This is a genomic window from Streptomyces dysideae (genome assembly GCF_001514305.1).
Lineage (GTDB): Bacteria > Actinomycetota > Actinomycetes > Streptomycetales > Streptomycetaceae > Streptomyces > Streptomyces dysideae.
In genome coordinates this window covers 61710-76282 of record NZ_KQ949101.1, presented here as the reverse complement: position 1 = coordinate 76282, position 14573 = coordinate 61710, and the positions used below count along the sequence as shown (strand labels likewise).

Here is a 14573-nt window from a genome sequence, read left to right as displayed (position 1 = left end):
GGTGTCTCACCCGAAGTCCGGGAGGGTGACCGTGCCGTCCTCGGCGAGCGGGAAGCCCGGGTTGTGCGCGGCCTCCCAGGCGTGGCCGTCCGGGTCGGTGAAGGCGCTGGAGTAGAACCCGATCGCGTTGACGGCGGCGGGCTTGGTGACGGTGCCGCCGGCGCGCTCCACGGCGGCGAGCAGTGCGTCGACCTCCGCGTCGGACCGGACGTTGTGCGCGAGGACGATCCCGCCGAAACCGCCCGCCTTTCCGGGCTCCAGCCCACAGTCCGCCGCGAGCTTGTCCCGACCCCAGAGCACCAGCCCGAGCCCGCCCGCCTGGAAGAAGACGGTCTCCTCGACTTCCTGGCCCTGCCAGCCGAGGGCTTCGTAGAAGGCCTTGGACCGGGCGAGGTCGGCCACTCCCAGCGTGATCAGAGTGATGCGCTGTTCCATGCCGTCACCGTACTGCCGGGAGTACCGGCCCGCTCAGCCCGGCGTCACCAACCGCGCCTCATACGCGAACACCGCCGCCTGTGTCCGGTCCCGCAGGCCCAGCTTCACCAGGATGCGGCTGACGTGGGTCTTGATCGTCGACTCGGCGACCACCAGCCGCCCGGCTATCTCCGAGTTCGACAGGCCCTGCGCGATCAGCACCAGCACCTCCGTCTCCCGCTCGGTCAGATCGCCGTACGCCGCCTGCGCCGACGGCATCAGCCGCGGGGCGTCGGACAGCTTCGAGAACTCCGTGATCAGCCGCCTGGTGACGGACGGGGCGAGCAGCGCCTCACCGGAGGCCACCACCCTCACCCCGTCGGCGAGCTGGCGGGCCGAGGCGTCCTTCAGCAGGAACCCGGAGGCTCCCGCCCGCAGCGCCTGGTACACGTACTCGTCGAGATCGAAGGTGGTCAGCACCAGCACCTTCGCCGCCCCGTCCGCCGCGACGATCTCCCGGGTCGCCTCGATGCCGTTCAGCTCGGGCATGCGGATGTCCATCAGGACGACGTCCGGGGCGAGTTCACGGACCCGGTCCACCGCCTCGCGGCCGTTGACCGCCTCGCCGACGACCTCGATGTCCGGCATCGCGTTGAGCAGGACGGAGAAGCCCTCGCGCACCATCATCTGGTCGTCCGCGATCAGTACGCGGATGGTCATGCCTCACCCTCACTCACCAGGGCGACCGGCAGGAACACCGTGACCTCGTAGCCCCCGTCGTCCGTCGGGCCCGCCGTCATCTCGCCGTTCAGCATGGAGACGCGCTCCCGCATACCGGTGATGCCGTGCCCGGCGCCGGGCGAGGGCTTCACCAGGGCCGGTGCGGGCGGCGGGCCGTTGACTATGCGCAGGCCCAGGCCGCCGAGGACGTAACCGATCTCCACGCGGGCGCTCGCGCCGGGCGCGTGCCGCAGGGTGTTGCTCAGTGCCTCCTGCACGATCCGGTACGCCGACAGCTCGACGCCCTGCGGGAGTTCACGCACCGCCCCGGTCACCGTCTTCTCCACGCCGAGTCCGGTGTCCCGCACATTGGCGAGCAGCGCGTCGAGGTCGGCGAGGGTGGGCTGCGGGGCGTCCGGGGCCTCGTAGTCCTCGGCACGGACCACTCCCAGGACGCGGCGCAGTTCGGTGAGGGCCGCCACCGCGTTCTCCCGGATGGTGACGAAGGCCTTCTCCAGCTCCGGCGGCGGGTTCTCCACCCGGTAAGGGGCGGCCTCCGCCTGGATCGCGACGACCGACATGTGGTGGGCGACCACGTCGTGCAGCTCGCGGGCGATGGTCGTGCGCTCCTCCAGCAGGGTGCGCTTGGAGCGCTCGTGCGCGGTCACCGTCTGCTGGGCGGTCACCTCCTGCCGTGCGGCGCGGCGGACGTGGATGACGGTGACGACCATCAGGGCCATCGCGGAGAAGACGAGCAGTGGCGCGGTGTTCGACGACCAGTGGCTGGAGCCGAAGAGGATCTCGGCGCCTATGCCGTACGTCGCGGTCAGCAGCCACATCCACGCCGCCGCCCGCGGCCTGGTGCGCAGGGCCAGGACCGTCAGCACGACCAGGTGGCAGGCGAAGCTGCCGGCCAGCCACGGCCAGTCGTCCCATTCGTTGCCGAGCGTCGCGGTGACCGGGGCGGCCACGAGGGAGAACCAGAAGGCGCCGACGGGCCGGACCAGCGTCAGCAGGACCGGGCCCAGGGCGAGGAAGGAGCCCAGCGCCGAGCCGGCGCTGCCACTGCCCTGGGCCGCGGACGCGGCGATGGCCATCGCCAGCAGTCCGGCGAGCACCACCATGGCGTGCGGGGTCCAGACCGCGTACTGCCGCATGCGCTCGGGCAGCCGCCTGGTCAGCCGGCCGTCGACGCGCATGCGCGGCAGCGGGTCGTAGGCGAAGGCATGGTCGAACAGATCCTGGCGCAGTCCGCGCAGGGCGTCCTCGGCCGCCCTGAACTCCGGGCTGCGCGGCCTGATCCAGTCCTCCGCGGACGTCGTCATGCGCGTCGTCTTCGTCTTGTGCGTCGATGGTGTCGACTGCGTCTGGGGCGTCTCGGTCACACTCAGAACGGTAGGCGGAGACGGGGGTCGCGGTCGTCACCAGTGAGAGGGGTCCTGGTGGATCCGTCTCAAGTACTACGGTTGACTTGCACCTCGGGCTGAAGCCCGAGGATTGTGGCCTTCTCGACTTGTTGCTGTGCCGCTACGCGGCACGGGGTTCGGTCAGGAATCCATGGCTTCCTGTTTCTTCGCGCTGTGCCGGGATTGCTCCTGGTCTTACCGGCGCTCCGCAGGCCGTCACCGCCAGTCCGGCGGCCGTCTTGACGTTGATCGCGGCGTTGGTGTCCCGGTCGTGGACGGTGCCGCAGGCGGTACAGGTCCATTCCCGCACGTTCAGGGGTTTGGGCCCGTCCTTGACGCCGCAGGTGGAGCAGGTCTGGGAGGTCGGTGTGAACCGGCCGATCGTGACCAGGGTGCGGCCGTACCGTTGTGCTTTGTACTCCAGCATGCCGATGAACGATGACCATCCGGCGTCGTGCACGGACTTGGCCAGCCTTGTGCGGGCCAGAGCCTTCACCGACAGGTCCTCCACGGCGATCCCTTGGTTCTCGGAGATCAGCTTCGTGGAGAGCTGGTGGTGGAACTCACGGCGTGCATCGGTGACCTTGGCGTGGGCGCGGGCGACCTTCAGGCGGGCCTTGGCGCGGTTCTTTGATCCCTTCTGCTTGCGGGACAGTTCCTTCTGGGCCTTCTTCAGCTTCTTCTCCGCGCGCCGCAGGAAGCGCGGGGAGTCGATCTTCGTGCCGTCGGACAGGACCGCGAAGTGGGTGAGGCCGAGATCGATGCCGATGGTGCGCTCGGTTTCGGGCATCCGGGTCGCGTCGGCGGCGGGGTCGGTGTCGATGACGAAGGAGGCGACATACCTGCCGGCCGCGTCCTTGATGACGGTGACGGAGGTGGGCGTGGTGGGCAGGGTGCGGGACCATTTCACCTTCACCGCGCCGATCTTCGGCAGGCTCAGACGACCACTGCCGGTGATGTTCCAGCGGGCGTTGGCGGTGAACCGGATCGACTGCCGGGCGTCCTTGCGGGACTTGAAGCGGGGCGGACCGGTCCTGGGGCCCTTGCGGGTGCCCTTGAGGGAGGCGAAGAAGTTGCGGTACGCGGTCTCGGCGTCCCGCAGGGACTGCTGGAGCACCACTGCGGAGACCTCGCCCAGCCAGGAGGCGATCCGGTCGAGGGTGGGCTGCGGGGTGTGCGGGGCGGTGCCGGTGCCGGGCTCGTCGAGGGCGTCCGGGGCGTCGGGGTGTTCCGAGCGCAGGACTCCGAGGACGCGGCGGAGTTCGGCCAGGGCCTCGATCGCGTTCTGCCGGATGCCCGCGAGGTTCTCCTTCAGTTCCTCGGGCGGGTTCGCGACGAGGTGCGGGGCGACCTGGGCCTGGATGGAGATGACCGACATGTGGTGGGCGACCACGTCGTGCAGCTCGCGGGCGATGCGGCTGCGCTCCTCCAGCAGGGTGCGCCGGGCCCGCTCCTCGGCGGTGAGGGTCGTCTGCCTGCCCAGCTCCGCGCGGGCCTCGCGGCGGCCGCGCAGGGCGATGCCGAGCGTCACGACGACGGCGGACAGGGCGATGGCGACCACGCCGGTGGGCGTGTAGTCCTTGGCGCCCCACAGGCCCTGGAGGGCGTAGGTGACGAGCGCGGTCAGGGCCAGCGCCTCGACGGACACCCGGGTGCGCACCCGCAGCGCGAGCAGCAGCAGCACGAGCAGCTGCGCGATGATCCCGGCCGCGGTCCAGGGCCAGGTGAAGCCGTGTGCCGTCTCGTCCTCCGCCATGTTCCAGCCCGCCATCAGCTGGGCGCGCACCGCGACGGCGCCCACCACCATGGCCACGGTCGACAGCCACCACGCGGGGACCGGCCGCCCCAGGGCGAGGACCACCGCGCCGCCCTGCGCGAGGCCGATCAGGAAGGCGGGCCCGACGCTCAGCTTGCCGTTGTCGTTGAGCTGTGCCACGCCGCCGAGCGTGATGCCGAACGCGGCCAGGCACACCAGGCCGTGCGGCAGCCACCGCAGCCAGACGGAGACGGGCAGCGGGTCCGCCCGGGCGGTCCACAGATCGTCGCGCAGCACCCGCAGCCAGCGCAGGACGCGGCTGGTGAACGCGCGCTGGATCCCCGTCTCCGTCACCCGGCCAACCCTAGACATGGCGCTCCTCCAACGCCCCCTCCCGGTCCGGCGGTTGGTACGCTCGCACGACCCGCGACCGGCCCCGGCCCCGCGTCCGGCCCCCTCCCCCTCCACCGCCCTGTTCGTAGCCGCGGAACGCCGTCCAGCAGGCCGCGAGCGCCAGCGCGAACACCGGCAGCCAGGCCAGCCGGAACGCCACCCAGACCAGGTCGTCGGGGCGCGTGTGCAGGCCGGGCAGGTGACCGGCCGCCAGGCCGGTGGCGGTGGTCGCCATCAGGGCCGTCTGGTGCCAGAGGAAGATCGTCATCGCGGAGAGGTTGACCAGCGCCACCGCCCCCCAGGCGACCGGCCGGCGCAGCGCGCGGCGCAGTGGCCCGCGCAGCAGCAGGGCGAGCCCGCACTGTGCGGTGCCGAAGGCGACGGCGGCCAGCGTCGGCGGGTTCAGGTTGGACATCCCCTCGCCCGGGACACCGACCATCGACGCCGGGTAGCCCGCCCAGGCGACGAGCCCGGCCGTCGCCGCCGTACCGCAGGCGAGCAGGAGCCAGCCCGCGCGGCGCCGGTCCAGCTCGCCCCGGGTCCAGGCGGCGCCGAGGGTGTAGGGCACCAGCCAGCCGGCCGCCACGTTGATCCAGCCGAGCCAGGCCGGGCCGCCCAGGCCGAAGCGGATCAGGTCGACGTGCAGGACGACGGCCAGGGGCCACAGCGGGTTGAGGCGCAGCAGCAGAGGCGTCGCCGCCGTCAGCGCGGCGAACACGACGAGGAACCACAGGGGTGACAGGGCGAGTTTGACCGGGGTGCGGACCGTCTCGAACTCCGTGCCCGACACCAGCAGGCACACCGCGGCCACCGTCCACAGGGTGAGGACGGCCGCGACCGGCTTGAACAGCCGGGACAGCCGGGCCGCCAGCCACTGCCCGTACGACATCCCGCGGGCCCGGGCCGAGGCGTAGCCACGCGTCGCGACATGGCCGCCGACCAGGAAGAACACGGCCAACGTCTGGAAGGCCCAGGAGATCGGGGCCAGCCAGGGCAGGTGCTGGAGCGGGCTCGCGGTGTGCAGGGCGCGGCCGTCGGCGACCAGCGCGGTCACCAGCCAGTGGCCGAGCACGACACCGAGGATCGCGAAGGCACGCAGCGCGTCGACGGCCCGGTCACGCTCCGCAGGGGTGGCCGCGTCGACCTGGCCGGCACCCTTCCGTATGCCCTCCCACGTACCGCGCAGGGTCAGGTCAGCCATGAGTCGCCTCCGGGTCGTCGCCCAGCACGATGCGGGTCAGGTTCGCGAGGGACGTCGTGCCCGGCCGGAAGTAGTCGCTGTGGCCGCCGTCGCCGGCCGCGAAGACGCGGGCGCCGAACGCCGGGGACACCGGGTCGGTGCCGAAGCCGACGGTCGTACCGAACAGGTCGGCCTTCATATGCGGGACGTTCGCCACCCAGTCGTCGGCGCCATGGGCCGCCCAGACCCGGGCTCCGGTGTGCAGCCCGGCGGCGGAGTCCGCGCCGGTGCCCGGGCTGCCCACGAGGGCGATGTCGTCGACGTCCAGGCCGGAGGCCGCACGCCCGCAGACCACCGAGCCGTAGGAGTGGCAGAGCAGGGAGACGCCCGCCCGCTCGCCGGTGATGCCGCGCAGCTGCCGTATGAACTCCCGCAGCCGCGGGGCCGCTTCCTCGGCCCGCCCCGTCGTCGTGACCGTCGTACTGACCGTCCCCGGCGTCTCGTAGCCCAGCCAGGCCACCACGGCGGTGCGGATGCCGTGCCGGGCCTCCCGCGTGAGCCGCTCCTGGAGAGCCAGGGCGCCCGCGCGGAACCGGTCGTAGGTGTCGAGGGAAGTGTCGGAGCCCGGGACCAGGACGGCGACCCGGTCGGCGTGCGCCAGGTCGCCGAAGACCTCGGTGGCGCGGCCGGAGCCCCGGCCGTCGAAGGTCAGGAAGCTCCGCCCCGGGCCGGCCATCGCACGGTCCGCCGCGGCTCGCTCACCGTCCCCGTGCGCCGCGGCCATGCGGGACGCCGCCGCGGCGTTGGCCCGGTTCGCCGCGTACGCCTCGCCCAGCGTCGCCGCCGTCACCGGGGCGAGGGCGGCCGGGGCCGGGGCGGGGATCTCGGGCCGGGTGGCGGCGGAGAGGGGGACCACCACGGCGGCGGTGATGAGGGAGGCGAGGAGAGCACGGCGCCATCTGCGGGAGCGGTGGCGTCTGGGCGCCGTACGGCCGCTTCCAGAAAGCTGCTCCGGCGCAACGCTCTGCGTCGCGGCCGCCCCCGTGGTGAGCCCCATGGTCGTCTCCCCTTCCAGTCCGCCCGGCCATCGGGCTTGTCTGGATGGGAAGTTACGGACCGCGGCTCGTCGTCCGCGTCACGCCAGGGAACTGTCCTGCCGCGTAGCTCTCAGGTACTACGGGTACGAGAGGGACCCACTCACCACGCCAGCTGTGCGATCTCCTCCGCCACCACAGCACACGCGTCCGCCACCGGATCGATCAGCGGAAAGTGCCCGACGTCCTCCAGCAGCGTCAGCCCCACCACCTCGCCCGCCTTCGCCGCCGCGTCCGCGTACGCCTCGGCGACGGCCTGCGGGACGGTGAGGTCGGTACGCCCCTGGACGAGCGTGGTCGCGATGCCGGTGGGGAGCAGCAGAGCCGGGTCGGCGTACGGCTGCCGTTCGCCGAACTGCTCCTCGCCGCCCAGTAGTTGACGCGCGGCGCCCTCGCACACATCCAGCTTGTCCGCGACCGCGAAGTCGGCGATGGGGGCCAGCGCCACCACGCCCCGCAGCGGGGCGGGACGGTCGATGCGCCAGGGCGCGTCGGCGGGCAGGACGTGCCGGGCGGCGGCCCACAGGGCGAGGTGGCCGCCCGCCGAGTGGCCGGTGATCACCACGCGGCGCGCGTCGGCCTGTGGAAGCGCCTCGCGGACGAGTGCGGGCAGCGCGTCCAGCGCGGCCGCAACGTCGTCGAAGGTGTCAGGCCAGCGCCCCGCGACCGGAGGACCGGACTCCCCCGCGCCCTCCGCCCCGCGCCGGTACTCGACGTTGGCCACGGCGAAGCCGCGCCGGGCCAGGAAGTCCGCGAACGGCGTGATGTGCCGGCGGTCGTACGGCGCCCGCCAGGCACCTCCGTGCAGGACGACGACCAGCGGGGGCAGCCCGCCGGGGCCGACCTCGGCGCGCGGGGCGTAGAAGTCGATCACCTGGTCGGGGTGGTCGCCGTACGCGGCGGTGACATCGGGGTCGACGGCCGGGTGCGCGAAGGCCGACTCTTCTTCGGCGGCGGCCCGGGCTGCTGCGGCGTCGTCCGGCATGCTCCAACCTCTCAGCGACGAAACGGATTTGGACGAATCGGTGGTGGCGGACCAGGAAAGGAATTCGGCCGTTGGCGGGGACGCTATCAGGCTGGTGACGTGCGCGGACACAGGGATGTCACGCTCGGTGAGGGTTAAACGGTCCTGCCGTTTCGTTACGCTGACCGGGTACCCCGTGCGTGATCCCGCGCATGCACCAAGGAGGCCGTTATGTCCGCCGAACCCGGAACCGTCCGTCCCGGAGGGCGTACCGCGCGTGTCCGTACGGCCGTACTGCGGGCGGCCGGAGACGTACTGGCGGAACGGGGATTCGCGCACCTCGATCTCGCGGACGTCGCCCGGCGCGCCGAGGTCGGCAAGACGACCGTGTACCGTCGCTGGGGCTCGGTCACCGGCCTGGTGGCCGACCTGCTCGCCGACATGGCCGAACAGTCCCTGCCGCGCGAGGAGACCGGGTCGGTGCTCGGCGACCTGCGCGCCAACGCCTCCCTGGTCCGGTGGACGCTGGCCGACGCCCGGCAGGGGGCGCTGTTCCGGGCGGTGATCGCCGCGGCGACCTGCGACGAACGCACGGCCCAGGCGCTGCGGCGCTTCTACGAGGTACGGGTGGCCGAATGGGCGCCGTGCGTCGAACAGGGCGTCGCCCGCGGGGAGTTGCCACCGGGTACGGATGCCAAGGCGGTCGTACGGGCGGTGTCGGCGCCCCTCTACTACGAGCTGCTGACCACGGGGACGGCCCCCGACACCCCCGCCGCGGAGCGCGCCGCACAAGCTGCGTACGCGGCTGCCGTGGCGGGGGTCTACGTCAGTTAGGGCACCAGTACCTCCGCGAGCACCCGCGCCGCCCGCTCCACGTCGGCGAACCCGACGTACAACGGCGTGAACCCGAACCGAAGGACATCGGGCCGCCGGAAGTCACCGACCACCCCCCGCCCGATGAGCCGCTCCATCACATCCCCGGAATCCGCGCACCGCAACGCGATCTGGCTCCCGCGTTCCTCATGCGCCACCGGCGTCACCGACTCCACGCGCCCCTCGGGCACATACGCCGCGACGCACTCCAGGAAGAAGTCGGTCAGCGCGAGGGACTTGGCGCGAACGGCCTCGATCGGCACCCCGTCCCACACCTCCAGAGCCGCCTCCAGGGCGAGCATGGAGAGGATGTCCGGCGTCCCGACGCGGCCGCGCGCCGCACCCGGCGCCGGTTCGTAGTCCGTCCGCATGCCGAAAGGTTCGGCGTGCGAGTTCCACCCGGGCAACGGGGAGTCGAAACGGTCCTGGAGCTCACGTCGTACATACAGGTACGCCGGTGAACCCGGGCCGCCGTTCAGGTACTTGTACGTGCAGCCGACCGCCAGGTCGACGCCGTACTCGTCCAGCCCGACCGGCAGCGCGCCCGCGCTGTGGCACAGGTCCCAGACGGCGTACGCCCCCGCCTCGTGGATCGCGGCGGTGAGCGACGGCAGGTCGTGGAGCCGGCCGGTGCGGTAGTCGACGTGGTTGAGCAGGACGGCGGCGGTACGCGGGCCGAGGACGCCGGGCACCTCGGCCGGGGTCACCGGACGCAGGGTGCAGCCGGTGAGACGGGCGGCGGACTCGGCGATGTACCCGTCGGTGGGAAAGGTGGTGGCATCGACGACGACCTCGTCCCGGCCGGTGTCCTCAAGCCGAGCCATCCGTACGGCAGCCACAACAGCCTTGAACACATTGACACTCGTGGAGTCGCCGACGACGATCTGCCCCGCCGCGGCGCCGACCAGCGGGGCGATACGGTCGCCGATCCGCTCGGGCGCGGACCACCAGCCGCTCTCGTCCCAGGACCGTATGCGCAGCGCACCCCACTGCCGCCGTACGATGTCCTCGACGCGCCCCGGAACATGGGCGGGCAGCGCACCCAGCGAGTTCCCGTCGAGGTAGACGACATCGTCGAGAACGAACTGCGCACGCACCTTGCCGAGCTCATCGGCGACGTCCAAGTCCCTTGCTTTACCGCTCAGTTCAGACATGAGACCGCGCCGTCCACAGCTCGGGGAACACGTTCTTCTGCGCGCGCTTCTCCAGCCAGGCCACCCCGGCCGAGCCGCCGGTACCGGCCTTCGCGCCCATCGCGCGGCGGGTGGCGACGAGATGGTCGTTGCGCCAGCGCCAGACAAGCTCCGCGACATCGGTCAACGCCTCGCCGAGATGACAGAGTTCGGAGTCCTGATCGCCGGAGTAAACAGACGTCCACACGGCCTCGACGGCGTCGGACGACTCGTACCGCCGCGACACATCGCGCCCCACGACATCCTCCGGGATGGCCTGCCCGCGCCGGGCGAGGAACCGCAGGACCTCGTCGTAGAGGCTCGGCTCGTGCAGCGCCTTCTCCAGTTCGGCGTGCACGCGGGGCGCGCCGCGGTGCGGGACCAGCATGGACGCGGACTTCTCGCCGAGCAGGAACTCCATACGGCGGTACATCGCCGACTGGAAGCCGGAGCCCTCGCCGAGGGCGGAGCGGTACGAGTTGAACTGGGCCGGCGTGAGCTGTCCGAGCGGCTTCCAGGAGGCGTTCAGCGCCTCCAGCTCGCGTACGGAACGCTTCAGCGCGGCGATCGCGGTAGGGACGTCGTCCCCGCGCAGGGCATGCGCGGCGGTCTCCCACTCGTGCACGATCACGGTGAACCACAGCTCCATCACCTGGGTCGTGACCAGGAAGACCATCTCTCCGGGGTCGTCGGAGAGGGTGTGCTGGAGGTGGGTGAGGACGTCCGCCTGGACATAGTCCTCGTACGGCGTCGTTCCCTGGAAGTCGAGATGCGGGGTCTCGGGCTCCTGCGTTTCGTGAGCCTCGTGGGACATCGCTGTCTCCTGTTGTGTACTCCGGGTAGCGGTCCGCCCCTGCCGTTACCGACACGGGGGCCCCGGTCCCCGCCGGGCATCTTCTTCGATGCTGCGCCGAAAAGGCAAGGCCCGCCTGATCACACAGGCGGGCCCGGAGATAAGCGACAGCTAGTGCCCCCACAGGCAACATTCGCCCCGTCGCGACGCCCGTTGCCTGCCGGGGCACCAGCCCAGGGTCTGGGCGGCCGTCGGCGAGGAGTCCTTCAGGAACTGGGCGCAGCGCTCCGCCCTCGTGTCGGCAGGAGTCGGTCAGTTCCCGTCGGTCCAGTACTGCTGGAGCCGGGCCACCGCGTCTTCCTTGGACAGAGCGGCAACCGTCTCCTCCGTCAGCCCCACCCGGTGGATCAGCAGGTACACAAGATCCGTAGGCAGCGCCTCCTTCGGTGCCTCGGGAACCCCCCGGTCCGGAAGCTGTCCTCGCAGGACGCAGGCCCAGAACTCGTCGTCGGTGACGTCGAGCTGATCGCGCAGGATGTGGCTCCACATCGCCGGGCCGTAGACGGTGCGGTCCACCGGGTGCGAGATCCGGGTACGCAGCACACGCCCGTCGTGCAGCGTCAGCTCGTAGGTGACATGGTGCGTGCCGGTGCGGCCGCGTGCGTCCCGTACCCGCTTCCAGCTCTCGACGGTGCAGAAACGGTCGTGGCGTTCACGGTCCGGCTGCGGTCGACTCACCGTGCAACTCCCACCAGCCAGTCCCGCAGCTGCTGGTCGTCGCTGAGGGCGATCAGTTGGACCAAGCCCCAGTGGTCCTGGTGGTTCGTGGCGGTACGCAGCCGGTCCTGCCAGTCTTCGGCGTACTCGCGCAGGGCCTGGACCATCTCCGCTATGGCCTCGTCGAAGGTCGCCCCGTCCGCGGCGACCGGCAGACCGGGGATGAACAGCGACCAGCCTCCCGCCTCCGCCACGGTCTGCGCCTTCGACGGGCAGACCAGCGCCAGGTAGTGACGCAGCCGCTCCACGTCCACTACCGCCGCCCGCCCGGAGTCACGGCGTACGGTCGCCACCCGCCCCTCGTCGGCCGCGTCGAGGAGGTCCTTCAGATGGGCGCGCGCCTGGGTGTAGCTCTCGTAGTGCACTGCAGACATGACCAGCCTCCTCATTCTTCTCCAGGGTGCCCCCCAACGGTAAGTACGTCAAGTACCTCACGTACTTAGCGGGGGTGGGTGACCAAGTGCCACATCGGCGTGCCGGTCTCTCGCAGCAGTTCACGCACCCAGTACCCGTAGTCCTCCGCAAGATCCTCTCCCGCGTAGCAGAGCACCTCATCACCGTCGTACGCCCCCTCTCATGCGTCGGACATCCTCGCGGGCTGCCGCTCTCCCAACGTTCTGGCCCCGCAGCAGCCTCTCGTCTCCGAACCCGTCAGGCGACAGCGCACGGGTGGCAGACTGGCGGCATGGCTGAACACAAGAACCTGCTCGGCGGCCCGGAGCCGACACACCTGCCGGAGAACGAAGAGGCGTACCGCCTGCTGGGCGAGGAGTCCCTGGCGCCGGCCGAGGTCGCGGCGAAGCACCCCACATTCTCGCTCGCCTGGGCGATGCTCGCCGACGACGCCTTCGAGGCGGGGCGCGTGGTCGAGTCGTACGCGTACGCACGGACCGGCTATCACCGCGGTCTGGACGGGCTGCGCCGGGCCGGATGGAAGGGACATGGCCCCATCCCTTGGGACCACCGGGCCAATCGCGGGTTCCTGCGCTGCCTCGCCGCCCTCGCTCGTGCCGCTGGCGAGATCAACGAGAAGGACGAGACAGAGCGTTGCTGGCAGTTCCTTCAGGACAGCAGCGCCGAGGCATACGCCGAGCTGAAGCGGTAACAGTCACCGCAGCTCACAACGTCTGTGTCGCCGCTGCTCAGGAAGCGGTGGCGGCACGGAGTGCACGATCACACAGAGCACCATTCTCCCAGGGGACCGGGCCGTGGCCCTTCCGGTCCTATGACGGCGCCCACCGCCCCTCGATGTGGGTGACCGCAGACGCGCGACTCGAGCTCCTCGTCGACGCCCTCGCCCACGCCTGGGGCACCGAGCTGGTGCACGGCGGGAAACGCGTCTGGGCCGAGCTGCGCGCGGACGGCGCGCGATGAGCCGGCCTGCCCATCGCCACGCTGGATTCCCCCAGCCGTCCCGTACCCCGCCGTGTGCCCGGCACGGCGTAGGAACCGCGGCGGCTCCCCCAGGCGAAGCCCTGTGGCCGGCCTCGGTCTCAGGAACCCGCCCGCCCAGCCGACCGCCGCCCCTCCAGCGGCGGAGCCGTCACGCTGCCATGGGTTCGGCACTCCGGGCGTCGACAGTCCGGTGGCAGTCGCCGTACCGTCGCGAACGCGACCACCGCACCCACCACCAGCACCCCCGCGCACACAGCCATCGCCCGCCCGAACGCCTCGTCGAAGGCCGGCGGCGAGCGGTACGCCTCCGGCCCCATCCCCGCGATCAGCGGCAGCGCGGCGACCGCGATCAGGCCCGCCGCACGGGCCGCCGCGTTGTTGATGCCGCTGGCCAGGCCCGCCCTCGCGGTGTCGACGGAGGCGAGGACCGTGGCGGTGAGCGGCGCGACCAGGGTGACCATGCCCAGACCCAGGACCAGGAGGGCGGGGAAGATGTCCGCCCAGTACGACGCGCCCTCTCCCACCCTCAGCATCAGCAGCAAGCCCGTCGCGCACAGCAGAGGGCCGACGGTGAGTGGGATGCGGGGGCCGATGCGGTCCGCCAGCGCGCCCGAGCGGGCCGAGAGCAGGAGCATCAGGGCTGTCGTGGGGAGCAGCGCCGTACCCGCGCCCAGGGCCGTGTAGCCGACCACGACCTGGAGTTGCAGCGCGGCCAGGAAGAAGAAGCCGCCGAACGCCGCGTACACGCACAGGGTGACCAGGTTGACCGCCGTGAACTGACGGGACGCCGTGAAGATGGCCGGCGGCATCATCGGGTCCGGGGTGCGGCGTTCGACGCGGACGAACAGGACCCCCGCCGCCACTCCCGCCACCGCCGTGACGGCCACCGTCAGGGAGCCCTCCCTCGCCTCGATCAGCGCGTACGTCACCAGCGCGAGGGCCAGGGCTCCCAGCGCCGCGCCCGACACGTCGAAGCGGGCATGGTCGCGACGGCCTCCCCCACTCTCGGCTTCGCTCGAGCGGGAGGGACCCCCATCCGACTCGGGGACGTGGCGCAGGGCGATCGGCGCGCAGAGCAGGGCCAGCGGGACGTTCAGGAGGAACACCCAGCGCCAGCCGGGACCGTCCACCAGCCAGCCGCCCACGAACGGGCCCACCGCCGCGCCGATGCCGCCGAAGCCGGACCAGAGGCCGATCGCCCGTCCTCGGTCGTCGGGGTGGAACGACGCCTGGATCAGGGCCAGGGAGCCGGGGGTGAGCAGTGCTCCGCCGATGCCCTGCAACGCCCGCGCCGCGACCAGTACACCCGCGTTCGGGGCGATCCCGCACAGCAGTGACGCCGCCGCGAACCACACCACCCCTACGACGAAGATCCTGCGGCGGCCGTAACGGTCCCCCAGGGAGCCGCCGAGGAGGATCAGGCCGGCCAGCGTCACCATGTACGCGTTGACCGTCCACTGGAGCGCCGCCAGGTCCGCGTCGAGGTCGCGGCCGATGCGCGGGAGGGCGACGTTGACGACCGTCGAGTCCAGCATGGCCATGCTGGAGCCGAGGATGGTGGTCAGCAGGATCCACTTGCCTCGCGGCGAGGCCAGCCGGACGTCGGGCATGTCCCAGGTATACAGCGAGCCCGGTG

The 14573-nt window shown here is 71.7% G+C and carries 15 protein-coding genes and 1 pseudogene; 3 read left to right on the top strand and 13 right to left on the bottom strand.

Translation table 11 applies throughout. The annotated features are described in order from the left end of the window. Nucleotides 1-6 precede the first annotated feature (6 nt). From AQJ91_RS33350 to AQJ91_RS33320, 8 genes and pseudogenes are all read right to left on the bottom strand, one after another. On the bottom strand, nt 7-435 hold the full coding sequence (locus AQJ91_RS33350; protein WP_067029062.1) for a VOC family protein: 429 nt from the start codon (nt 433-435) through the stop codon (nt 7-9). A gap of 33 nt (nt 436-468) precedes the next feature. After that, entirely contained in the window at nt 469-1134 is a 666-nt protein-coding gene (locus AQJ91_RS33345; RefSeq protein WP_067029059.1) for a response regulator, read from the bottom strand. Next, nucleotides 1131-2519 (bottom strand): sensor histidine kinase, encoded by a 1389-nt coding sequence (locus tag AQJ91_RS33340; protein ID WP_407696962.1) that lies wholly within the window; start codon nt 2517-2519, stop codon nt 1131-1133. The genes AQJ91_RS33345 and AQJ91_RS33340 overlap by 4 nt, the downstream gene beginning before the upstream one ends. A 142-nt stretch (nt 2520-2661) precedes the next feature. After that, nucleotides 2662-3690 carry an RNA-guided endonuclease InsQ/TnpB family protein gene (locus AQJ91_RS54690; protein ID WP_199848085.1) on the bottom strand — a complete coding sequence of 343 codons (1029 nt, stop codon included), beginning with the start codon at nt 3688-3690 and terminating at the stop codon, nt 2662-2664. Nucleotides 3691-3780: 90 nt separating this feature from the next. Then, nucleotides 3781-4296: pseudogene (locus AQJ91_RS58455) on the bottom strand (sensor histidine kinase); the annotation flags it as partial. 364 nt (nt 4297-4660) lie between these two features. Continuing rightward, nucleotides 4661-5890, bottom strand: a complete 1230-nt coding sequence (locus AQJ91_RS33330) for an acyltransferase family protein (RefSeq protein WP_067029055.1) — start codon at nt 5888-5890, stop codon at nt 4661-4663. Further along, the gene (locus AQJ91_RS33325; protein WP_067029053.1) at nt 5883-6926 is read right to left on the bottom strand and encodes an alpha/beta hydrolase; all 1044 of its coding nucleotides are present in this window, start codon (nt 6924-6926) and stop codon (nt 5883-5885) included. Before AQJ91_RS33325 ends, AQJ91_RS33330 begins: the two co-directional genes overlap by 8 nt. A 140-nt stretch (nt 6927-7066) precedes the next feature. Further along, on the bottom strand, nt 7067-7948 hold the full coding sequence (locus AQJ91_RS33320) for an alpha/beta hydrolase (RefSeq protein ID WP_067029051.1): 882 nt from the start codon (nt 7946-7948) through the stop codon (nt 7067-7069). 210 nt (nt 7949-8158) lie between these two features. On the opposite strand from AQJ91_RS33320, the gene AQJ91_RS33315 reads away from it, so the two are divergent. Beyond that, a complete protein-coding gene (locus AQJ91_RS33315; protein ID WP_067029049.1) occupies nt 8159-8761 on the top strand; it encodes a TetR/AcrR family transcriptional regulator in 603 nt (200 codons plus the stop codon). Here the strand turns inward: AQJ91_RS33315 and kynU are convergent. The 4 genes from kynU to AQJ91_RS33295 all read right to left on the bottom strand — a co-directional run bounded on the left by kynU (nt 8758) and on the right by AQJ91_RS33295 (nt 11916). Next, complete coding sequence (gene kynU / locus AQJ91_RS33310) at nt 8758-9954, bottom strand: kynureninase (RefSeq protein ID WP_067029048.1); 1197 nt, start codon at nt 9952-9954, stop codon at nt 8758-8760. The two genes, AQJ91_RS33315 and kynU, sit on opposite strands and share 4 nt — an antisense overlap. Further along, entirely contained in the window at nt 9947-10786 is an 840-nt protein-coding gene (locus AQJ91_RS33305) for a tryptophan 2,3-dioxygenase family protein (RefSeq protein ID WP_067029046.1), read from the bottom strand. Before AQJ91_RS33305 ends, kynU begins: the two co-directional genes overlap by 8 nt. 291 nt (nt 10787-11077) lie before the next feature. Further along, the gene (locus tag AQJ91_RS33300) at nt 11078-11503 is read right to left on the bottom strand and encodes a cytotoxic translational repressor of toxin-antitoxin stability system (protein ID WP_067029044.1); all 426 of its coding nucleotides are present in this window, start codon (nt 11501-11503) and stop codon (nt 11078-11080) included. Continuing rightward, on the bottom strand, nt 11500-11916 hold the full coding sequence (locus AQJ91_RS33295) for a prevent-host-death protein (protein ID WP_067029042.1): 417 nt from the start codon (nt 11914-11916) through the stop codon (nt 11500-11502). The genes AQJ91_RS33300 and AQJ91_RS33295 overlap by 4 nt, the downstream gene beginning before the upstream one ends. A 311-nt stretch (nt 11917-12227) precedes the next feature. Here AQJ91_RS33295 and AQJ91_RS33290 point away from each other — a divergent pair, with 311 nt between their 5' ends. Both AQJ91_RS33290 and AQJ91_RS57520 read left to right on the top strand, forming a co-directional pair. Then, nucleotides 12228-12647 (top strand): DUF3151 domain-containing protein, encoded by a 420-nt coding sequence (locus tag AQJ91_RS33290; protein ID WP_067029040.1) that lies wholly within the window; start codon nt 12228-12230, stop codon nt 12645-12647. Nucleotides 12648-12790: 143 nt separating this feature from the next. Then, nucleotides 12791-12916: a hypothetical protein gene (locus tag AQJ91_RS57520; RefSeq protein WP_267891261.1), complete on the top strand. Its 126-nt coding sequence runs from the start codon at nt 12791-12793 to the stop codon at nt 12914-12916. A 119-nt stretch (nt 12917-13035) separates the two neighbouring features. Here AQJ91_RS57520 and AQJ91_RS33285 read toward each other — a convergent pair whose 3' ends face one another. After that, nucleotides 13036-14547, bottom strand: a complete 1512-nt coding sequence (locus AQJ91_RS33285) for an MFS transporter (protein ID WP_067029038.1) — start codon at nt 14545-14547, stop codon at nt 13036-13038. Nucleotides 14548-14573 lie beyond the last annotated feature (26 nt).